The organism is Shewanella sp. SM95, assembly GCF_025653595.1.
In the GTDB taxonomy this organism is placed as follows: domain Bacteria; phylum Pseudomonadota; class Gammaproteobacteria; order Enterobacterales; family Shewanellaceae; genus Shewanella; species Shewanella oncorhynchi.
In genome coordinates, this window is sequence record NZ_JAKKSE010000015.1 from 1 (window position 1) to 21,620 (window position 21,620).

General features: G+C 48.1%; 17 protein-coding genes and 1 rRNA gene. 1 reads left to right on the plus strand and 17 read right to left on the minus strand.

Annotated elements, in window-relative coordinates; genetic code table 11:
• From L5M29_RS15565 to L5M29_RS15575, 3 genes are all read right to left on the minus strand, one after another.
• Positions 1-223, minus strand: a 16S ribosomal RNA gene (locus L5M29_RS15565); the annotation flags it as partial.
• 757 nt (positions 224-980) lie between these two features.
• Positions 981-3,629, minus strand: a complete 2,649-nt coding sequence (secA, locus tag L5M29_RS15570) for a preprotein translocase subunit SecA (protein ID WP_263168767.1) — start codon at positions 3,627-3,629, stop codon at positions 981-983.
• A gap of 60 nt (positions 3,630-3,689) precedes the next feature.
• The gene (locus L5M29_RS15575) at positions 3,690-4,589 is read right to left on the minus strand and encodes a M23 family metallopeptidase (RefSeq protein ID WP_105251201.1); all 900 of its coding nucleotides are present in this window, start codon (positions 4,587-4,589) and stop codon (positions 3,690-3,692) included.
• Between the two features lie 27 nt (positions 4,590-4,616).
• Between L5M29_RS15575 and L5M29_RS15580 the strand changes: the two genes are divergently transcribed.
• Positions 4,617-5,063: a DUF721 domain-containing protein gene (locus tag L5M29_RS15580; RefSeq protein WP_106648311.1), complete on the plus strand. Its 447-nt coding sequence runs from the start codon at positions 4,617-4,619 to the stop codon at positions 5,061-5,063.
• Positions 5,064-5,075: 12 nt separating this feature from the next.
• Here L5M29_RS15580 and lpxC read toward each other — a convergent pair whose 3' ends face one another.
• The 14 genes from lpxC to rsmH all read right to left on the minus strand — a co-directional run bounded on the left by lpxC (position 5,076) and on the right by rsmH (position 21,595).
• On the minus strand, positions 5,076-5,996 hold the full coding sequence (gene lpxC / locus L5M29_RS15585; RefSeq protein WP_198572582.1) for a UDP-3-O-acyl-N-acetylglucosamine deacetylase: 921 nt from the start codon (positions 5,994-5,996) through the stop codon (positions 5,076-5,078).
• Between the two features lie 181 nt (positions 5,997-6,177).
• Positions 6,178-7,365, minus strand: coding sequence for a cell division protein FtsZ (ftsZ, locus tag L5M29_RS15590; RefSeq protein WP_106648312.1), 1,188 nt, complete (start codon positions 7,363-7,365; stop codon positions 6,178-6,180).
• A 33-nt stretch (positions 7,366-7,398) separates the two neighbouring features.
• Positions 7,399-8,634, minus strand: a complete 1,236-nt coding sequence (gene ftsA, locus L5M29_RS15595) for a cell division protein FtsA (RefSeq protein WP_006079897.1) — start codon at positions 8,632-8,634, stop codon at positions 7,399-7,401.
• Positions 8,615-9,364, minus strand: coding sequence for a cell division protein FtsQ/DivIB (locus L5M29_RS15600; protein WP_168826587.1), 750 nt, complete (start codon positions 9,362-9,364; stop codon positions 8,615-8,617). Before L5M29_RS15600 ends, ftsA begins: the two co-directional genes overlap by 20 nt.
• 151 nt (positions 9,365-9,515) lie before the next feature.
• Positions 9,516-10,982 carry a UDP-N-acetylmuramate--L-alanine ligase gene (murC, locus tag L5M29_RS15605; RefSeq protein ID WP_105251197.1) on the minus strand — a complete coding sequence of 489 codons (1,467 nt, stop codon included), beginning with the start codon at positions 10,980-10,982 and terminating at the stop codon, positions 9,516-9,518.
• Positions 10,983-10,984: 2 nt separating this feature from the next.
• Complete coding sequence (murG, locus tag L5M29_RS15610; protein WP_168826594.1) at positions 10,985-12,073, minus strand: undecaprenyldiphospho-muramoylpentapeptide beta-N-acetylglucosaminyltransferase; 1,089 nt, start codon at positions 12,071-12,073, stop codon at positions 10,985-10,987.
• On the minus strand, positions 12,073-13,284 hold the full coding sequence (gene ftsW, locus L5M29_RS15615) for a cell division protein FtsW (protein WP_263168771.1): 1,212 nt from the start codon (positions 13,282-13,284) through the stop codon (positions 12,073-12,075). The genes murG and ftsW overlap by 1 nt, the downstream gene beginning before the upstream one ends.
• On the minus strand, positions 13,274-14,593 hold the full coding sequence (gene murD, locus L5M29_RS15620) for a UDP-N-acetylmuramoyl-L-alanine--D-glutamate ligase (protein ID WP_131525724.1): 1,320 nt from the start codon (positions 14,591-14,593) through the stop codon (positions 13,274-13,276). The genes ftsW and murD overlap by 11 nt, the downstream gene beginning before the upstream one ends.
• Before the next feature lie 6 nt (positions 14,594-14,599).
• Positions 14,600-15,682: a phospho-N-acetylmuramoyl-pentapeptide-transferase gene (mraY, locus tag L5M29_RS15625; protein ID WP_006079891.1), complete on the minus strand. Its 1,083-nt coding sequence runs from the start codon at positions 15,680-15,682 to the stop codon at positions 14,600-14,602.
• Complete coding sequence (locus tag L5M29_RS15630) at positions 15,683-17,065, minus strand: UDP-N-acetylmuramoyl-tripeptide--D-alanyl-D-alanine ligase (RefSeq protein WP_263168648.1); 1,383 nt, start codon at positions 17,063-17,065, stop codon at positions 15,683-15,685. It abuts the gene before it with no gap.
• A complete protein-coding gene (gene murE, locus L5M29_RS15635) occupies positions 17,062-18,564 on the minus strand; it encodes a UDP-N-acetylmuramoyl-L-alanyl-D-glutamate--2,6-diaminopimelate ligase (RefSeq protein ID WP_263168649.1) in 1,503 nt (500 codons plus the stop codon). Before murE ends, L5M29_RS15630 begins: the two co-directional genes overlap by 4 nt.
• Positions 18,561-20,315, minus strand: a complete 1,755-nt coding sequence (locus L5M29_RS15640; protein WP_105251191.1) for a penicillin-binding transpeptidase domain-containing protein — start codon at positions 20,313-20,315, stop codon at positions 18,561-18,563. The genes murE and L5M29_RS15640 overlap by 4 nt, the downstream gene beginning before the upstream one ends.
• A gap of 13 nt (positions 20,316-20,328) precedes the next feature.
• Positions 20,329-20,643, minus strand: a complete 315-nt coding sequence (ftsL, locus tag L5M29_RS15645) for a cell division protein FtsL (protein WP_105251190.1) — start codon at positions 20,641-20,643, stop codon at positions 20,329-20,331.
• A gap of 10 nt (positions 20,644-20,653) precedes the next feature.
• Positions 20,654-21,595, minus strand: coding sequence for a 16S rRNA (cytosine(1402)-N(4))-methyltransferase RsmH (rsmH, locus tag L5M29_RS15650; RefSeq protein ID WP_263168651.1), 942 nt, complete (start codon positions 21,593-21,595; stop codon positions 20,654-20,656).
• Positions 21,596-21,620: the final 25 nt, after the last annotated feature.

Here is a 21,620-nt window from a genome sequence, read left to right on the forward strand (position 1 = left end):
TCGCGGAAGGCCCGAAGGTCCCCTCCTTTCCCCCGTAGGGCGTATGCGGTATTAGCAGTCGTTTCCAACTGTTATCCCCCTCGACTGGGCAGATCCCTAGGCATTACTCACCCGTCCGCCGCTCGCCACCTCAGGAGTAAACTCCCTTGTGCTGCCGCTCGACTTGCATGTGTTAGGCCTGCCGCCAGCGTTCAATCTGAGCCATGATCAAACTCTTCAATTAAAGTTTTGTTGCTTCCGTCTTGCGACTTCAGCGGCTCAATGAATTCTGATTTTTTGTTTCTCGCTAAAAGAAACAAACTGTACATATTACTATGAACACTCATTGTTACATTGATTTAAATTTTTGACTGCCAACCCTGAGGCTAAGCAGTTTCGATTAACTCAACACCTGTGAGTGTCCACACAGATTTGCTTGATAAATTGTTAAAGAGCGTTGACCACACACTGAGTTTTCAGCGGGTCAGGGCTGCGTATTCTACGCATTCCCGTTAGTGCGTCAAGTAGTTTTTTAAACTTTCTCAACACTCATCGTTTAGCTTGCTAACCGATGAACTGCTTGGCTTTCTTTGCTTAACTTGCGTTTCGCTGTCTGCCGTGTCAGTGGATGCGCATTATAGGGAGATTGAGAAAGTCCGCAAGGGCTTTTTTGAGAAAAATGGATCTTTTTTTAATACTTTCAGTTAGTCACACAATACCCCCACTTTATCCTCAGACTTATCCACAAAATGGGTTTTAACGGTTAAATTTGCTACAGCGGCGGGTTAACTTTAGAGGCTATCGATAAGAATGAAATGATGTTCAATGGGGAATAACGACGATTAGCTATATAAAGAAGAGTAAGAATGTAATCCGGATGACATGGGAGTAAACGTGAGGCTTAATTCTAAATTAATGAAGAAATAAAAAGGCAACTTAGATAAGTTGCCTTTAGTGTACGTTTTATTCTACTTATTCAGTAGGCTTAATCTGTCAGCAGATTAACTTAACTTGCCGTGACATTGTTTGTACTTACGACCAGAGCCACAAGGACAAGGATCGTTGCGACCCACTTTGTCACCATCACGGATCATCGGTGCTTGCGCAGTGACAGCTTCATGCTCATCACCACCGCCAACAAGCGACTCTGCCGCTGCGTGTTGATAGTCGCGCTGGATCTTGGCATCTTCTTCACGACGACGCGCTTCCATTTCTTCCACATCTGACTGAGCTTGCACTTGTACTTTCGACAGCACACTGATGACGTCGTGTTTCAAGGTGTTCAATAGTTGTTGGAATAACTCAAACGACTCACGCTTATATTCTTGCTTTGGATTCTTCTGCGCGTAACCACGTAAGTGGATACCTTGACGCAGATGGTCCATCGCCGCTAAGTGTTCTTTCCACAGGCCATCGAGCGTTTGTAGCATAACGGCTTTTTCAAACTGGCGTAGCACTTGTGCGCCAACCATTTCTTCTTTTGCCTTATACGCATCGCCCCAAGCAGTAATAATACGCTCACGTAGACTCTCTTCATGCAGATCGTCTTCTTTATCTAACCATTCCTGGATAGGTAATTTGAGCATAAATTCTTGGTGTAGACGTTGCTCTAAACCTGGGATATCCCACAGCTCTTCTACTGATTGCGGTGGAATATACTGATCAATTACTGCGCCAATCACATCGTCTTGGATGTTTTGGATAGTATCTTCAATACTTTCCGCATCCATCAACTCATTGCGCTGGGCGTAAACCACTTGGCGTTGATCGTTAGCGACGTCATCAAATTCGAGTAATTGCTTACGGATATCGAAGTTACGGGCTTCAACTTTACGTTGAGCGTTTTCGATTGCGCGTGACACCCATGGATGCTCGATCGCTTCGCCTTCTTCCATACCCAGCTTTTTCATCATGCCAGAGACACGATCCGAGGCGAAGATACGCATTAAGCTATCTTCCATCGATAGATAGAAGCGTGATGAACCCGCGTCACCTTGACGACCCGCACGACCACGTAACTGGTTATCGATACGGCGTGATTCGTGACGTTCTGTACCTAGGATATGTAAACCACCCGCAGCAACGACTTCATCATGACGAATTTGCCAATCGGCTTTGATCTTAGCTTTTTGCTCTGCTGTTGGATTATCGAGTTCATCGATTTCCATGTTCCAGTTGCCGCCAAGCACGATATCGGTACCACGACCTGCCATGTTCGTCGCAATAGTCACAGAGCCAGTACGGCCAGCTTGCGCGACGATTTCAGCTTCTCGTTCGTGGAATTTAGCATTTAAAACTTCGTGCGGGATCTTTTCCTGCACCATTAAGCGCGCTAACAGTTCAGACTGTTCGATTGATACTGTACCCACCAATACTGGCTGACCACGTTCACGGCAATCTTTAATGTCTTTAATGATCGCTTGATATTTTTCATCGGCGGTCAAATAAACTAAATCCGCTTCAGTGTCAGCTGTACCTGTCATACCTGCCAGCTTCTCGTATTGACGGAAGTAGTTCTGGAAAGTGATCGAAGCCAATGTTTGGTTTTCGTTTTGAATGTGTACACCTTCTTTGGCTTCGACAGCTTGATGTAAGCCTTCAGACCAACGACGACCAGGCATAGTACGACCCGTGTGTTCATCGACTATGATGACTTCGTTGTCTTGTACTATGTAATCCACATCACGCTCAAACAGCGTGTGCGCACGAAGCGCCGCGTTGACGTGGTGTAATAGGGAAATATTTGCAGCAGAATAGAGTGAGTCGCCTTCGGCTAACATGCCGCGCTCGATCAGCAGGTTTTCTACTTTTTCTTGGCCACGCTCGGTGAAATGCACTTGTTTGGCTTTTTCATCAATGCTGTAGTCGCCCTCACCCACAAACTCTTCCGTATCTTCTTTATCTTGACGGATAAGATTAGGGATCAGGGTGTTGATCTTGATGTATAGCTCAGAGCTATCTTCGGCGGCGCCAGAGATGATCAGCGGCGTACGCGCTTCGTCGATTAAGATTGAATCCACTTCATCGATTAGGGCATAGTGCAACGGACGTTGTACTCGTTCTTGCGGTGAAAACGCCATGTTATCGCGCAGATAATCGAAACCAAACTCATTGTTGGTCCCGTAAGTGATATCGGCGTTATAGGCAGATTTCTTCTCATGTTGGCCAATACCTGCGACGTTGATTCCTACGGTTAAACCAAGGAACTCAAACAGTGGGCGGTTATTCTCGGCATCACGACGTGCCAAGTAATCGTTCACTGTAATCACGTGGACGCCTTTGCCTGTCAATGCGTTTAAGTAGGCGGGTAAGGTTGCCGTTAAGGTTTTACCTTCACCCGTACGCATTTCAGCAATACGGTTGCTGTCGAGTACCATACCGCCGAGTAACTGTACGTCGAAATGACGCATATCAAATACACGCTTAGACGCTTCACGCACTGTCGCAAAGGCTTCAGCCATGATGCTATCTAATGAAGCGCCAGCAGCTAAACGCTCACGGAACTCTGCGGTTTTCGCCTTTAATGCTTCATCGGTTAATTTTTCATAATCAGCTTCTAATGCGTTAATGCTAATAACGATCTTTTGAAGCCCTTTAAGGGTGCGGTCGTTGCGACTACCAAATACTTTTGTCAGTAATTTACCAAACATCTGAATCACTTATTCTCTGTAGGCCAAGTCCATGATGGAAACTAGAAGCCAATGTTTCAATTAACTTGCTTTGCGGTAGACAAACTTTTGTGGATCTATCTGCTGTCCGCCGCGCAACACTTCATAATGCACATGAGCCCCAGTTGAGCGCCCAGTGCTTCCCATACTGGCGATAGCATCGCCTTTTGCGACCACATCACCTACAGTCACTGACAAAGCTTTATTATGGCCATAACGCGTATGCAAACCGTTACCATGGTCGATTTCAACCAATTCGCCATAACCGAACATATTTCCAGCAAAAGTCACTACGCCTGCAGCAGTCGCAACAACTTTAGCTCCTTCTCGACCGGTAAAATCAATCCCTTTATGCACAGACCTGCGACCGTTGAAAGGGTCATTACGTAATCCGTAGGGTGACGATAACCAACCTTTATCGAGCGGGATACCTGATATATAACGTTCATCATCTATATGGTGGTTAGATGACACTGTTTCAAGTAGTGAAAGCTGAACATTATTATTGTCAATTCGTGATGCCAACTTATCCATATCGTCGATAAGCTGTCCGAGCTCGATGTTAGTGCCTAGTTCGCTCAAACCACCCACACCAACCTCGGATGAAAAATCAAAATCTTCATCCAACTTATTCTGCTGGGCGACCTGTTGACCTAAAGCTTCGAGACGGGTGATCTTGGCTTGCATACGTGCAACATGAGTCACAAGCATAGCCAGTTGAGACTCAGTAGCACTTTTAAGCTCTAAGACTTGTTTCTTTTGTTGTTCGCGCACGAGACGATCGTTATCGACACTGGCTTGCTGATCTTGAAATCGAGCGGAGTTGTGTTGATAAATACCGGACCCAGTGGCCAACAATAGTATTGGAAGTAGCAACCAGCGTTTACTGGGCTGCCAGCGTGTGACGCCATTCCGACCTTGAATAAATACTGTTACACTCATAGCCTAATTCAGCCATCTTATTATCATATGAAAAAGCCCCCTCAAGATCTCAGCCAATTACTGCATCAATCGGGAAAATTACCCGACCTTGCTGAGAAAGCGGAACTACTTATGTATCTGGATCAGCATGTGAAGCAGATTATTGCAGGTCCTGTTGCGGAGCAACTAAAAGTCGCTAATTTCCGCCAGGGTGTTCTTGTGGTTGAAACCACTTCGGCAGCTTGGGCTGCGCGAATTAATTTCCAAAAGCCGAAGCTATTAACCCAGCTTCAAGCAGAAACGCTCCCAATCCTTACCGCAATTGAAGTTAAAGTCAACCCGAGATTAGCAATGTATGACGCAAAGCCTAAACAGGGACATAAAGAATTAAGCCCAGCAGCAGCGGAGCACATTGCAGCATTAGCGGAAAATATTGGCGGTTCACTGGGTGAAAAACTAAAACGGCTGGCCTCATTGGCCAGCCGTAATAAATAATCTTACCGCTTTTTAAGCAAATACAGCGCCACCTGGTACGGTAAAGCTGACGGGGACATCGGCTTCTTTTTCGAAGCTGACCAACTCCCACGCATCTTGTTGCGCGAGTAAAGCACGCACCAATTGGTTGTTCAACGCATGACCAGTTTTATAAGCAGTGAACTCACCTAAAATAGCGTGCCCAGCTACATATAAATCACCAAACGCATCTAGAATTTTGTGCTTAACAAATTCGTCCTCATAACGCAGGCCGTCGGGATTAAGGACGCGATATTCATCAAGTACAACAGCGTTTTCCATGCTGCCGCCCAACGCTAGGTTGTTGGCTCGCAAATATTCGATATCACGCATAAACCCAAAAGTACGGGCACGGCTGATATCTTTCACGAAAGCAGAAGTTGAAAAGTCCATCACCACATGCTGTTGGCTACGAGCGATTTCTGGGTGCGCAAAATCAATTTTAAAATTGACTCTAAAACCTTTAAACGGTTTTAACTCGGCCCATTTATCGCCATCTTCAACGCGCACAGTGCGCTTAATCTTTAAGTACTTCTTAGGCGCGGCCTGCTCTTTAATACCCGCAGACTGCAACAAGAAGACGAATGGGCTTGCACTGCCATCCATAATAGGAATTTCAGGCGCGTCCACTTCGATTACAGCGTTATCTATGCCTAAACCCGCAAGAGCTGCAAATAAATGCTCAATGGTCGAGATACGAATACCTTCGTCATTGACAAGTGCCGTACACATAGTGGTTTCACGAACTTGCTCCGCCTTCGCTGGGATAGCGACGGCAGGACTCAAATCGGTGCGCACGAGTACGATCCCTGAATTAACGGGCGCGGGCATAATGCTCAAAGTGACCTTGTTGCCAGAATGCAATCCGACACCAGTAGTTTTCACCATTTTCTGAACAGTTCTTTGAAATATCATTCAGTTACCCGTTTATATGCCAATTATAAAGCCTAATATTTGTACACTCAGCGTCGGCAAATTGGCCGCACTGGTTCAACATAATAACATAACTTTATTATGTCACACAAATGCAGCTATGTTGTGGTATTGCCCAAAACGAACAACACCTCACACATTACGCTGGACTCAAACGCTATCGCTAGTCGGCTTGCTTACGCAAAAATGCTGGAATATCAAGATAATCCAATTCATGCTTTGTCGATGGTGCAGGCGTAGGAGCTGGCTGCGGTGCCGCTGGCAACACGTTGCCTTTTGGCGCTGCATAGTTCACATGTGCAGCTTCTTCGACATAAGCTTCGACTTTTGGTTCAACAACTACAGGCTCTGGACGAGGCGCTGGTTTAGAAACCAATTGGATATCTGGACGCTTTTCAGCACCAATACCAGTCGCAACAACCGTTACACGCAGCTCATCACTCATTTCTGGGTCGATGACAGCACCAACAACCACAGTCGCGTTGTCAGAGGCATAAGCCTTAACATGATTACCGACAGTTTCGAATTCTTCGATACTCATATCCATACCCGCAGTGATGTTCACTAACACACCACGCGCACCGGCTAAGTCGATGTCTTCTAATAATGGGCTGGCAACAGCAGCTTCGGCCGCTTCTTCAGCGCGGTCTTCACCGCGAGCGACGCCAGTACCCATCATGGCATTACCCATTTCAGACATCACAGTCTTCACGTCGGCAAAGTCGACGTTAATCAGACCAGGACGAGTGATAAGCTCGGCAATACCTTGTACCGCACCAAGTAACACGTTATTCGCTGCGGCGAACGCATCGAGTAAAGAAGTACCACGGCCCAATACTTTTAATAATTTTTCGTTCGGGATCGTGATTAACGAATCCACGTGCTTAGCCAGCTCAGCAATACCTTGCTCAGCGTAAGCCATACGTTTTTTCCCTTCGAATGGGAAAGGCTTAGTCACAACCGCAACGGTCAGAATACCTTCTTCACGTGCGATTTGAGCCACAACAGGTGCAGCACCTGTACCTGTACCACCGCCCATACCGGCAGCGATAAAGATCATGTCAGAACCTTTGATTGCCGCGCGAATGTTTTCGCGGTCTTCTTCAGCTGCAGCACGACCCACATCTGGGTTTGCCCCTGCTCCAAGACCTTTAGTGACATCGCGTCCTAATTGAATTGTTGAGCCAGCGCCTGATTTTCTCAGGGCCTGAGCGTCTGTATTGGTAACGATAAACTCAACACCTTCAATGTTGTGTTTGACCATATGTTCGACAGCGTTACCGCCGCCGCCGCCAACGCCGATGACTTTAATCACCGCGTCGTCTGAGTGAGTATCCATGATCTCAAACATTGTCTGATCTCCGTGTTGCCTGCGTTATGAAAATTAAAATTCGCCCTTAAACCAGCTTTGGACCCGATTCCAAGCGCTAGTTACCCCTTGGCGCTCAGGACGTTCGAACTGACGTTCGATCACCCGTCGTGCGCCGTAATGAAGCAGTCCGACTCCTGTGGAGTAAATAGACTGGTCCACGTATTCATATAAACCTTTGATCGGTAGCGGTGACGCTACGCGAACTGGCATGCCAAAAGTCGCTTCCGCAATATCGACCACACCTTGAATCGACGCTGTGCCACCTGTGAGCACAATACCTGCGGCGATTTGATCTTCTAACCCACTGTCTTTCAACTCTTTAAGCACAAGCTCAAACAGCTCTTGGTATCTTGGTTCAACCACTTCGGCGAGCGTGTGACGTGACATGCTCCGCGATGGACGACCACCTACCGATGGCACTTCAATACTGTCTTCGCGGCTCACCATAGAACTGCGAGCACAGGCGAACTGCACTTTAATTTGTTCAGCATGCGACGACGGCGTGCGGAAAATCTTCGCAATGTCGTTCGTCACTTGGTTACCAGCAACCGGTACAACCGCACAATGACGCAAGGCGCCATTGGTATATACCGCGATATCCGTAGTGCCACCGCCGATATCGACGATACACACACCTAAATCTTTCTCATCGAAGGTCAACACAGCATCGGCTGAAGCAATCCCAGAGAACACTAAGTCGTCGACCTTAAGGCCACAACGCTCAACGCTCTTAGTAATATTCTTCGCCATATCATTGGCGCAGGTCACTATGTGTACCTTGGCCTCCATACGCATACCGGACATACCGATTGGGCTGCGAATACCGTCTTGAACGTCGATTGCATATTCCTGCGGCAGCACGTGTAAAATGCGACGTTCGGTCGGGATCTTCACCGAGCGAGCCGTATGGATCACGTTATCAACATCTTCCTGTGTCACTTCTTCATCGTTGATCGATACCATGCCGTTTTCATTTTGGCAGGCGATGTGTTTACCCGAAATACTCAAGTAAACAGATGAAACTTGGCAATCCGCCATTAATTCCGCTTGATCGAGCGCACGTTGCACACTGCGAACTATCGAATCTAAATCGTTCACGCCACCTTTATCCATGCCCCTTGAGGGATGGTTACCAAGGCCGACTATGCTGATTTCACCATCGGGCAGAACTTCGCCTATGATCACTGCGACCTTAGAGGTTCCTATGTCCAATCCGACGATAAGGTTTCTATCTTGGTTTTTGATCATTAATTATCGGCTCTCTTGTTTGTGCATCGCCCCAGCCTACGGCCAACCCTGTGTCGTAGCGCAAATCTACTCTGGCAACGGATTTCTCTTGTTTCGCCAAAACCGGATAAACAGTAATAAATCGCTGTATCCGTGCAATTTTATCTTCTCGACCCAAATCTAAAACGATACCGTTTCCAAGGGTCGCGTGCCACGCATGTCGTGGCGTTAAATTCAAACTGGCTAAGGTAAAGCCATTAATCTTTAGTAGGGAGTTGATCTGTGCATAGACAGTCAACACCTCAAGGCCCATATCATTTGGTCCAGATAACTGCGGTAAATGCTCAAGCTCTGGGTGCGATGGCGCTTCGAATACTTCTCCATGCACGTTCAACCACAAGTCACCATTCCAATGGGCTGCGGGTTGTTGCTCTTGCAAATACACCCTGAGTTTCGCTGGCCACTCACGCCTTACCGATGCGCGATACACCCAAGGCAAGGCTTCTAGTGCCTGCTGCACTAAGGTAATGTCAGCACTAAAAAAACTGCGCTGCATTAAATGCTGTAGTGCTACTTGTATATCTTTATCTGTGGTGTAAACCCGCTCACCTTTGATGGCAACGGCCTCAATCGGCAAGTTGCTGGCATCATTCAAAAATTTATGTAACTGATAGCCACCAAATACAAAACTGGCTACGATGAAGAATAAAAAGCCAGCCCCGCTCCATTGATACCAATTAAACCGTGACATTCTTGCCCGCCAGTGTCGCCTCTTATCACTCCAAGACACGCTTCATCCCACCTTTAACGACACCCATTAAAAACCACAGAAAACCGGCCATTATATAGACCAAAATCCTTTGGTCAAAATTTCCTTTTTCTCGCAGATCAAGCGCTAAAGATCAGCTTGCTTGCGCAGGTAACTCCACCACAGCAAACCCTAATCCAGACGACGCTAACTGTCGTGACAGGGCGCCAATATTACCCGCACCTTGGGTGAGTAATAAATCCCCGTCCTGCAATACATCAGGCAACACTTCTGCAAGCAGATCTGGGCTTGCGATAAAGATCGGATCTAGCTGACCACGCAAGCGAATTGAACGACATAATGCGCGACCATCCGCACCTGTGATCGGCGCTTCACCCGCACTATAAATATCGAGTAACAATAAGCAATCCACTTGCGATAACACTTCCACAAAATCCTCATACAAATCACGGGTACGAGTGTATCTGTGCGGCTGATACGCCATGACCAAACGTCTATCAGGCCATCCTGCACGCGCAGCTTTAATGGTCGCCGCAACTTCGCTGGGATGATGACCATAATCATCCACTAACATGACTTCGCCCTTCGGCGTGGCAAATTTGCCTAAATGCTGGAAACGACGTCCTATACCTTGGAACTCCACTAGAGCCTGAGTAATCGCGTTATCGTCGATTTCATCTTCAGTCGCCACCGCAATGGCAGCTAACGCATTGAGCACATTATGTTGGCCCGGTAAATTCAACACCAGATCGAGATCTTCTTTAGCTTTACGTCTAACAGTAAAACGGCACTGATGACCTTGCTGGCTAAAATTAAGTGCTTGCACGTCCGCATCGTCACTGAAACCATAGGTCACGTGTTTACGGCCAATACGCGGCAGAATCTCACGCACGACGGCATCATCGATACACACCACAGCGACACCGTAGAACGGCAAGTTGTGCAGAAAATCCACAAAAGTCGATTTCAGTTTTTCAAAATCACCGCCATAAGTATCCATATGATCGGCTTCGATGTTGGTCACTACACTGACCATAGGCTGCAAATGCAAAAAGCTCGCATCACTCTCATCGGCTTCGGCAATCAAATAACGGCTAGTGCCTAATCTGGCATTTGTACCGGCACTGTTGAGCAAACCACCAATCACAAAGGTTGGGTCCCGCCCAGCTTGGCCATAAACGCTGGCGATAAGGCTCGTTGTCGTGGTTTTACCATGGGTGCCCGCAATCGCCACACCATGTCGATAACGCATCAACTCGGCTAACATCTCAGCACGACGCACAATAGGAATACGTAATTCTTTAGCGGCAAGGATTTCTGGATTTTCCAGATTAATCGCGGTTGATATGACGACCACATCCACTTGCTGCACGTTTTCAGCGGCATGACCAATTTGGATCTTGGCTCCGAGTAAACATAATCTGTCGGTCACGGCATTTTGCGCAATATCCGAACCACTCACCTGATAGCCTTCGTTCACTAACACTTCGGCGATCCCGCCCATGCCCGCGCCGCCAATGCCGACGAAGTGAATACGCTTAATACGGCGCATTTCTGGGATCATGCTTCTCAGTTGTGCGTATCTTTCTGTCTTAGTCATGCTTATCCTTTCTCAGCAAGGCTGATGCACACTGCGGCAACTTGTTCAGTCGCATCCAGTACCGCAACGTCTCTCGCTCTTTGGCCCATACGGGCTAATTCTGTTCTGTCATTGGCGAGCAACTGTAATTTGTTCGCCAGTTTATTCACGTCCAAGATGGCCTGTGGCAATAGGAAAGCTGCGCCAGCCTCAACCAATACTTGAGCGTTACGGGTTTGATGATCATCCACTGCATGGGGATAAGGTACCAGAATACTGGGTAGCCCCACCGCCGCTAACTCAGACACAGTCAAGGCGCCAGCTCGGCACAATACCACATCAGCCCAGCGATAGGCGGCTTCCATATCGTCGATAAACTCAGCGATATTCACGCCACCATCTTGTCCTTGTTGCTGATATGCCGCCTTCACGCCCGTAAGATTATCTTTACCCACTTGATGCCAAACCGTCACTGACTGCTGCTGACTCAGTATCGCGACAGCTTCTGGCATAAGATCGTTAAATACTTTGGCGCCAAGGCTGCCACCGACCACGAGCACTTTTAAGGCTTCATCAGCCTCATGCTTAGGTTCTGCACCTAAGGCAATCAGTTCTTGGCGAATCGGATTACCAACGACCTTGGCCTTCACTGTGGTAAAGGTATTTTTAAAGGCGCATAACACTTGCGTCGCAATCCGCGACAACAACTTGTTTGTCATCCCTGGGATGGCATTTTGTTCATGCAGCACCAGTGGAATACCGGCTAATCTTGCCGCAACACCACCTGGGCCACTGGCGAATCCGCCCATGCCAAGGACCACATCGGGTTTAAACTCCGCAATCACGGCCTTAGCCTGCAAGATTGAACGCACCACTTTAAAGGGCGCCGCGAGTTTTCGGATCAAACCATTACCGCGCACACCTTTGATATCAATAAAATCAATATCAAATCCATACTGGGGCACTAAACGTGCCTCCATACGATCAGCCGTGCCTAACCAACGCACTTGCCAACCCTGTTGAGCTAAATACTTAGCCACCGCCAGCGCCGGGAACACATGTCCTCCCGTACCACCCGCCATGACTAAAATACGTTTTCCTGTTGGAGTCATCACTTCAATCTCCCTTGCACGGCCTGAATTAATGTCATGCGCCGCTCGTAATCAATGCGCAACAACATCATCGCTGCCGCAGTCATGACCCATAAACTACTACCACCGTAACTGATAAAAGGTAATGTCAGCCCTTTGGTTGGCAACATACCGATACTCGCGCCGACATTCACCACAGTCTGGAAACAAATCCAAATACCGATGGCATAACCTAAATAACCTTCAAATGGCTTATCCATGGCTAAACACAAATTACCTAAACGAATCGATCTCAGCGCCACAAATAGCAGTACAGATAACACGGCAATAATGCCGATAAAGCCCAATTCTTCCCCGATCACGGCAAAGATAAAGTCTGTGTGCGCTTCGGGTAAATATTCTAATTTTTGAATACTATTACCTAGCCCTTGGCCAAACCAATCACCTCGACCATAGGCCATCAAAGATTGAGTCAACTGGTAACCGCTACCGAAGGGATCTTGCCAAGGATCCATAAAGGAGGTCACTCGGCGGATACGATACGGTTCCAATAGCACTAGGGCCACGAACGCCAATACGCCCGCAAAAATCAAGGCAAAGAAATCGAGTAAACGTGCACCGGCTAAAAACAATAGACCAACCGTTCCCACAAATAGCACCACCACAGTACCTAAGTCGGGCTGCATCAAAATCAGCACAGCGTAAATCGCAAATACTGCAATCGGCTTATAGAAGCCTTTAGCATTCTCGCGCACTTCCTGATGACGCCTCACTAAGTAACCCGCCATATAGATGGCGAAGGCAAATTTAGCGACTTCCGCCACCTGGATACGAATAGGGCCTATGGATAACCAACGCGTTGCACCGTTTACCGTAGTGCCAACCACCAATACAGCCAACAACATCAAACCCACAATCAACAACAACATGGGGCTCCAGCGCTGCCAAGTCTGCATCTCTACTCTTAGCACAAATGCCGCAATGAATAAGCAACCCACTAAATAACCCACATGGCGAGTCATAAAATAAAATGGGTTCCCCGTGAGCGTTTGCGCTTCAGGCATAGAGGCTGACATTACCATTACAAAGCCGAAGCTAATCAAAGACAACACAGCCGCGAGCAAAGCACGGTCGTACAATTGCACGCCCGGGACTTCGGTATCACGTTGCCAATTGGGTATTGCTAAACGCAAACGCCCAAATAGGCTAAGTTGTCTTGCATCACTCGCCATTAAGTTGTCCCACGAGGTTTCTAAAATCATCACCTCGAGCCATGAAGTTACTGTACATATCTAAACTGGCGCAGGCTGGCGATAATAAAACGATATCACCAGAGGTTGCCAATTCAGCGGCTTTCGCTACCGCAGCAGCCATAGTGTCGACTCTTATCGAGCCGTCTTTCAATGCAGCAATCTTTTTACCATCGCGGCCTAAGGTGATGAGGTGTGTGACTTTAGCTAAAGCCACAGCTAAAGGCTTAAAATCAGCCCCTTTACCGTCACCGCCAGCAATCAAAATAATATCGCCTAAGTGGTCACTCAAGCCATCGAGCGCGGCGACTGTGGCACCGACATTTGTCGCTTTAGAGTCATTGACATAGGTCACGCCATTCTTAACACCAACCACTTCACAGCGATGGGATAAGCCAGTAAAAGTACGCGCCACTTTTGCCATAACGTGCTTGTCGACACCGACGACATCCACAAGCGCCATCGCCGCAAGTAGGTTGGCATGGTTATGGCTGCCAATCAGCGACACTTCAGTGATCGGCATTATTTCGCTGCTGCCGTGATAAATCTTGCTGTCGCTGATACCCCATTCGTCCGCTTCTGGCGCCGCTAAACCAAAACTGTTTTGGTTCATTGGTTCTGGTGGTACGGTCAGTTTATCGTCACGATTAAAAAGTACGGCACGGGTTTGTTTATATAAGCGTAATTTAGCCTCGCGGTAGGCATCGATGTCACTGTATCTGTCCATGTGGTCTTCGCTGATATTCAAACAGGTCGCCACCACACACTTAAGACTGTGGGTGGTTTCCAATTGAAAGCTCGACAACTCAAGCACAAATAAGTCCGCATTTTCATGCAGTAAATCCAGCGCAGGCACACCGATATTACCTCCGACGGCAACAGCAATACCCGCTTCCCTTGCCATCTCGCCCACCAGCGTAGTGACGGTCGATTTTCCGTTAGAGCCAGTAATGCCAATCACACAAGGTTTACGGTCAGCAATCTCACGGGCAAATAGCTCCACATCGCCAATCACCTCAATGCCCATATCCACAGCGGCACGCACCTCTGGGGTATAAGTGGCAATGCCGGGACTGATAATGATCTGCGTCGCTTGCACAAGATAACGGCAATCGAATCCGCCAGAAATCAGCTTCACATCAGGAAAAGACGTCGCTAACGTTTCGGCGCCCGGAGGCTGCCGACGACTGTCCATCACCAATGGCGTAATGCCCTTTCCACACAAATAGCGCACCACGGACAAGCCCGTGGCCCCCAAACCTAACACTATGTGTGAATACTGATTTTGCATAACCAATTACCTTAACTTCAACGTGGCTAAGCCAAGTAAGACGAGGAATATCGAGATAATCCAAAAACGCACTATCACTCGAGGTTCAGGCCAACCTTTTAACTCATAGTGATGGTGGATCGGCGCCATGCGGAAAATACGCTGGCCGCGTAACTTGTACGAACCCACCTGCAGGATCACCGACAGAGTTTCCATCACGAACACGCCGCCCATGATCACTAACAAAATTTCTTGGCGAACAAGCACTGCGATCGTGCCAAGTGCAGCACCTAATGACAGTGAACCCACATCGCCCATGAAGACTTGCGCGGGATAAGTGTTGAACCATAAAAAGCCTAGACCCGCACCGACAATGGCGGTACAGACAATCACAAGCTCACCCGAGCCAGGTAAATGCGGAATATGTAAGTAGTTTGCAAACTGCGCGTGACCCGACAAATAAGCAATCAAGGCAAACGCCGCCGCGACCATTACCGTCGGCATAATCGCCAAACCATCGAGACCATCGGTTAAGTTCACCGCATTACTCGAACCCACTATCGTGAAGTACGCCAATACGATAAATACGGCGCCGAGTTGTGGCATCACGTCTTTAAAGAAAGGCACCACTAATTGGGTTTCGCCTGGATTTGCCGCTGTGGCATACAGAAAAAAAGCAATAAGCAGCGCAGCCAAAGATTGCAGAATGTACTTCCAGCGCGCGATCAAACCTTTAGTGTCTTTACGCACCACTTTGCGATAATCGTCGATAAAACCGATCAAACCGAAACTGCCGAGCACAAACAGCATGACCCACACATAGCGGCTACCGAGATCGCCCCACAGCAATACGCTGATGAAAATAGCAGCCAATATCAGCAAGCCCCCCATAGTCGGCGTGCCACGCTTACTAAAATGTGATTCTGGACCATCGTTACGCACAACCTGACCAATTTGCAGTAATTGCAAACGTTCAATCAGTTTAGGGCCAAACCATAAGCTAAAAACCAATGCAGTCAATAAGCCTAAAATGGCTCGAAATGTTACATAGGAAAACACGTTAAACCCGGTATGAAAACGGGTTAAATACTCGGCCAGATATACCAGCATTTACACTAACTCCCCACGCCCGAAGGCTACTGTTAGGCCATCCACGACCCGCTCCATGGCGGCGCTACGTGAACCTTTAACGAGAACCGTTACCTGTCCCGGCAACTGGTTTATATGCTTTATAAGTTTTTCTACTAACGTCGCCACACTGTCATAGTGCTCCGCACCGAAAGCTTGGCTCGTGTGCTGACTTAAAGTTCCGGTACAAAACAAGGCATCAATCCCCTGTTGCTTGGCCAGTTGCCCTAGTTCAGCGTGTAAAAGGGGCGCATTGTCGCCTAATTCTCCTAAATCTCCCAGTACCAGACAGCGATTTTCAGAAATTTCCTTTAACCAAGCGATCGCAGCGCCAACGGACACAGGATTTGCGTTATAGCTATCGTCGATTAGACGCACGCGTCCCAATTGACTCGGCTGCATACGTCCTTTCACTGGCGTTAATTGGCTCAAGCCTTCAGATATTTCAGTCAAACTCAATCCCAAAGCAATACAAACACTTGCAGCGGCGAGAGCATTACTCACCTGATGACGACCCGCCAACGGCAATACCACTTGGCAAGATTCACCTAAATAATTGAGCATAAAACGATAGCAACCATCCGCATTAGTCTTATGGCCTGTCGCTATCACGTCGATATGACGTTTAGCGGCACCATCTTGCTGGGAGAAGCTCAGTTGCTTATAAGGTCTTGCCTTAACGCTCATAAAATCAGCGAAGGCATCATCGGCATTGATGATGGCAGTGCCATCGGCCTGCAGATGATTAAAAATTTCTGACTTCGCCTGTGCGACACCCGCTTGCGATCCAAATCCTTCTAAATGGGCGCTGCCGACGTTATTCACCAGCGCGACGTTTGGACGCACGAGTCCCGAGGTGTAATCGATTTCACCTTTATGGTTAGCGCCGAGCTCGAATATCCCAAACTCATCCGCTGGCGTTAAACGCAGCAAAGTGAGCGGCACACCAATCTCATTATTAAAATTGCCAGCGGTATAGAGGATTTGATGCTTTGCCGACAGAATGGTCGCAATCATTTCCTTCACGCTGGTTTTGCCGTTTGAGCCAGTCAAAGCAACACAAATCGGATTGATCTGGTCACGAACATAAGCACCAATCGCACCCATGGCCTTTTGACAATCAGCCACAATGAGCTGCGGGATATCAAAAGCTAACTCACGCTCAACCATTAACGCCGCGGCGCCGTTCGCAATAGCTGTTGCTGCAAAATCATGGCCGTCAAAGCGCTCACCCTTTAAGGCAACAAACAGGGTTGCAGCGCCGATTTTGCGGCTATCACTGCTTAAATCTTGGATGGTGACGTCGTCACCGACTCGAAACGTACCTAAGTGCTGACTCAGGGTCTCGAGAGAAAGAGGGATCATCTTGATTGCTCCGATAACTGGCGTGCCAGAGCGCGTTCATCATAGTCATGACGCACACCTGCCGCCTCTTGGTAAGTTTCGTGGCCCTTGCCCGCCAGCAAGATCACATCGCCAGGTTTAGCCAATGCCACAACCTCTTTAATTGCTGCGATACGGTCAACCTCAGTCAATGCCTGCTCAGGGATTGCAAGCCCTTGGATAATATCGGTAATAATTTGCGCGGGATCTTCACTGCGCGCATTGTCGCTGGTCACCATAATACGGTCGGCATACTGTTCTGCAGCTTGACCCATCAAAGGACGCTTGCCCTTATCACGGTCGCCGCCACAACCAAACACGCACCATAAATCACCGGCACAATGGTGACGTAGCGCGTTTAACGCTTGTTCGATCGCATCGGGTGTATGGGCATAATCGACCACTAAGGTGATGTTATCCGCTGTAGTGAAACGCTCCATACGACCTGCAACGGGCGTTAAATATTGCACCTGCTCGGCTAACGCTTTCATATCAAAACCTTGCAGATACAAGGCCGATAACGCCGCGAGTAAATTAGAGAGATTAAAGGCACCAAGAAGTGGCGAGTGAATTTGAGTCTCGCCCTCGGGCCACACTAAGGTTGCACTGACACCTTGATCGTCAAACTTGGCATTTTTAGTATAAAAAGCAGCACCTTGATGACCTTCAATGCTAAAACCCCAAATCTGCGCAGGCACAGGCTTAAGCTCAGTCAACCAAGAGGCGCCAACTGCATCGTCGAGATTCAATAAACCGTGACCTAAAGTGCTGAAACGAAATAGGCTTTGTTTAGCGGCGGCATAGCTTTCCATATCGCCGTGGTAATCGAGGTGATCGCGTGTCAGATTAGTAAACACGGCAACATCGAATGGTACTGCGTCGACGCGGCCTTGCACTAAGCCGTGACTTGACACTTCCATGGCGCAGACACTCGCGCCTTGGGCTTCAAACTCATGCAACTGACGCATTAAGGTAATCGCATCGGCTGTGGTATTACCGCTATCGACTAAAGCCCCCCAGAGACCATTACCAAGGGTTCCCATGACGGCGGCTTTGCGCCCCAATGAAGTCACCAGTTGTGCAATGAGTTGACTCGTAGAGGTTTTACCGTTAGTTCCGGTAATGCTGATAACCCCAAGGGATGGCATAACGGCAGACTTGTGCGCTAAGGGATAACGCTGGGCGGCAATTGCCGATACCTGACGACTTAACTGAAAGAAATAAATCTGCACACCGTGCTCGGCATTATCACCCAGTAACACTTTGCCATGTTGGTCAGCATCATCCGTGTGAACTAATACGCATGCGGCACCTAAATCTAAGGCTTTTTCAATAAACTGTCTGCCATCGACCTTATGTCCTGGCAGAGCCAAAAACACATCGCCGCGACGTATTGCGCGGCTATCTAAGGTCAGATCATTGAAGGACTGCGCGCCAGCATAATGTAGCCAAGGCGCTAGCAAATCCCGTAATAACATCATTCTGCTCTCCCAGCGGCGATTCCCGCCAATTGCACTTGTTCTTTATCGGTAATGGGTTCAACGTTTAACATTTGCAGTGCGCCAGACATGACTTTGGCAAATGCAGGCCCCGCCACTGAACCACCATAATAGAGATCGCCCTTAGGCTCATTCACTACCACCACTATCGCTAATCTAGGATTATTCGCAGGAGCAACACCCGCAAATAAAGCAACATAATCATCACCATAACCACCAGCAACTGCCTTACGACTTGTGCCAGACTTACCTGCAACTGGATAACCATCGATGTGCGCTAAAGTGCCAGTGCCGCCTTTTTCCGTTACACCGACCAGCATTTGCATTACATCGTGGGCCACATTTTCAGAAATGACTCGCTCACCGACAGGTGGCTTTTTCAGTTTCATTATCGAGACTGGAAACAAAGTGCCGCCATTGCCTAAGGTGGCATACATGCGCGCAAGTTGAAGTGTTGTTGCCGTTAAGCCGTAACCAAACGACAAGGTGGCACGTTCAAAGTCTGACCAACGGTGGCGATCTTGAATCAAGCCAGCGCTTTCACCCGTGAGGTTAATTCCCGAAAAACTGCCAAGTCCCATGGATTGATAAGTACCGAGCAGTTGCTGCACCGGAATAGACAAAGCCAATTTACTGATGCCGACGTTACTGGATTTAGCCAAAATACGCGCCAAACTCATATCGCCGTAGTTGGCGGGGTCACGTACTTGGCGACCACCTAAACGCATCCAACCCGGTGAAGTGGCAATAATATCGGTCGATTTAACTGTGCCAGCTTCAAGCGCTGCGGCAACCACAAATGGCTTAATGGTCGAACCCGGCTCAAAGGTATCTGTCATAGCACGGTTACGCATTCTGAAGGTTTGCAGATTGTCGCGCGCATTGGGGTTATACGAAGGCGTATTCACCATTGCCAAGACTTCACCCGTGTGAATGTCGAGGACGACAATCGAACCCGAAGTCGCTTGGTTCATCTCAGTGGTGCGTTTTAGTTCGCGATAGGCTAATTGTTGGATCCTATGATCGATACTCAGCACGAGATCGTTAGGGCTCTCACCTTCCTGCACTATATCCAGACGCTCGACGACATGACCATCGCGTGACTTACGCACTTTTTGTTTGGAAGGCGTACCTGTTAACCAACTATTGTAAGCATTTTCAACACCTTCAATCCCAACATCATCTATGTTAGTGATGCCGATTAACTGAGCTGTGATTTCACCACCAGGATAATAGCGGCGAGATTCGGACTTTAGAAATACACCGGGTAATTTAAGCTGAGTAATATAGTCCGCAACCGCAGGGGTAATTTGGCGTTTCAAGTAGGTGAAGCGTTTAGTGGGGTTACTGCGCACTCGCTCTAACAAATCTTCGAGGGGCTCATGCAACACATCGGCTAAGGCTTGCCAGCGGCGCATATCGGCAAAACCATTACTATCATTGACTTGTTTTGGATCGGCCCAGACGGCTCGTACAGGTACGCTCACGGCCAGCATGTCGCCATTACGGTCGGTGATCAAGCCACGCTGCACTTCACGACTTGTGGTCCGCAATGTTCGCATGTCACTTTCGTGACGTAATTTGTCGGGCTCGATAATTTGAATGTAAGCTGCGCGTCCCACTAGGCTGCAAAACAACGCACACACAAACCCGACCACTACGTATAAACGCCAGTGGATCAATTGAGGTTTTTGCGGTTTGCTTACCCGTTTGATTTTCGCTTGCCTAGTCATATCTTCCCTATACTCACGGCACCTTTACCACAACTTCTTCGCTGGGTAACGGACGACTCATGTTGAGTTCCTTAGAGGCAATACGCGTAATACGACTGTGCTCAGTCTGCGATTGCTCTTCTAATAATAAATTGCGCCACTCAATATCTAATCTATCTCGCTCCTGCAGTAACTGGTCCCACTGGGTTGTCAGTTGACGGCTAACATGGCTGCCATAAACCACGGCAACCGCATTACTCAGCACAAGCAAGGCTAATAACAAGATCCATTTGTGCAGCCATAAATCATGTAAAACGATCCGTGGCAGATTAATCGAGGGCTTACTCACAGTGCGCCCCTTAGTAATCTAAACGCTCGGCAATGCGTAACACTGAGCTGCGAGCTCTGGCATTGCGTTCGATTTCTTCGTCGGATGGCATAATCGCCTTGCCCACGGCACGTAACTTACGTGACTTGTTAATTTGATCTTCAGTAACCGGAAAACCGTGCGGCACACTTTCGCCTTGGCTATGACGACGAATAAAACGCTTCACGATACGATCTTCTAAAGAATGGAAACTGATGACCGACAAGCGTCCTTGGGGTGCGAGCACATTGACGGCTCCTTCAAGTGCCTGATCAATTTGATCTAATTCACTATTGATATAAATGCGGATTGCTTGAAACACCCGAGTCGCAGGGTGCTTATTACGTTCTTTATTTTTAGTGATACGCGCAATTAAATCGGCTAAATCTTTGGTACGTAAAAAAGGCGTTTTCTCACGGTCGGCAGCAATACAACGGGCAATATGGCGAGCATTTTTCTCTTCACCGTAGGTTTTAAATACCCAAGCCATATCTTCAATTTCGGCACGAGCCAACCATTGCGCAGCCGTTTGGCCTTGACTGTTATCCATACGCATATCGAGTGGGCCATCACGCATAAAACTAAAGCCACGTTCGGCATCGTCGAGCTGAGGTGAAGACACACCTAAATCGAGTAATACGCCATCTATTTTGCCCACAAGCCCAAGCTCTTCAACGTAATCGGCTAATTGGCCAAAGCCACCATGCACGATTTGAAAGCGTGGATCGTCAGCAAATTGTTTGGCCGCTTCAATCGCTTGAGGATCACGATCGATGGCGATCAATCGACCATGTTCACCGAGTTGTTGTAATACTTGTCTTGAATGACCACCGCGGCCGAACGTGCCATCGATATAGATGCCATCGTCTTTGATGTTTAAACCGCCAACCGTTTCTGCTAGCAGTACGGATAAATGGGCAAATTCTTGACTCATTACTCTCTTCTTATTTAGTTATCAC

What these genes read in the sequence shown, in the direction of transcription:
- L5M29_RS15575 (WP_105251201.1), bottom strand. Translation starts at nt 4,589, where the DNA reads ATGAGTGTAACAGTATTTATTCAAGGTCGGAATGGCGTCACACGCTGG.
- L5M29_RS15630 (WP_263168648.1), bottom strand. Translation starts at nt 17,065, where the DNA reads ATGATCCCTCTTTCTCTCGAGACCCTGAGTCAGCACTTAGGTACGTTT.
- L5M29_RS15600 (WP_168826587.1), bottom strand. Translation starts at nt 9,364, where the DNA reads ATGTCACGGTTTAATTGGTATCAATGGAGCGGGGCTGGCTTTTTATTC.
- secA (WP_263168767.1), bottom strand. Translation starts at nt 3,629, where the DNA reads ATGTTTGGTAAATTACTGACAAAAGTATTTGGTAGTCGCAACGACCGC.
- ftsZ (WP_106648312.1), bottom strand. Translation starts at nt 7,365, where the DNA reads ATGTTTGAGATCATGGATACTCACTCAGACGACGCGGTGATTAAAGTC.
- ftsA (WP_006079897.1), bottom strand. Translation starts at nt 8,634, where the DNA reads ATGATCAAAAACCAAGATAGAAACCTTATCGTCGGATTGGACATAGGA.
- rsmH (WP_263168651.1), bottom strand. Translation starts at nt 21,595, where the DNA reads ATGAGTCAAGAATTTGCCCATTTATCCGTACTGCTAGCAGAAACGGTT.
- ftsW (WP_263168771.1), bottom strand. Translation starts at nt 13,284, where the DNA reads ATGGCGAGTGATGCAAGACAACTTAGCCTATTTGGGCGTTTGCGTTTA.
- murD (WP_131525724.1), bottom strand. Translation starts at nt 14,593, where the DNA reads ATGCAAAATCAGTATTCACACATAGTGTTAGGTTTGGGGGCCACGGGC.
- L5M29_RS15640 (WP_105251191.1), bottom strand. Translation starts at nt 20,315, where the DNA reads ATGACTAGGCAAGCGAAAATCAAACGGGTAAGCAAACCGCAAAAACCT.
- murG (WP_168826594.1), bottom strand. Translation starts at nt 12,073, where the DNA reads ATGACTCCAACAGGAAAACGTATTTTAGTCATGGCGGGTGGTACGGGA.
- murC (WP_105251197.1), bottom strand. Translation starts at nt 10,982, where the DNA reads ATGACTAAGACAGAAAGATACGCACAACTGAGAAGCATGATCCCAGAA.
- murE (WP_263168649.1), bottom strand. Translation starts at nt 18,564, where the DNA reads ATGATGTTATTACGGGATTTGCTAGCGCCTTGGCTACATTATGCTGGC.
- L5M29_RS15580 (WP_106648311.1), top strand. Translation starts at nt 4,617, where the DNA reads ATGAAAAAGCCCCCTCAAGATCTCAGCCAATTACTGCATCAATCGGGA.
- lpxC (WP_198572582.1), bottom strand. Translation starts at nt 5,996, where the DNA reads ATGATATTTCAAAGAACTGTTCAGAAAATGGTGAAAACTACTGGTGTC.
- mraY (WP_006079891.1), bottom strand. Translation starts at nt 15,682, where the DNA reads ATGCTGGTATATCTGGCCGAGTATTTAACCCGTTTTCATACCGGGTTT.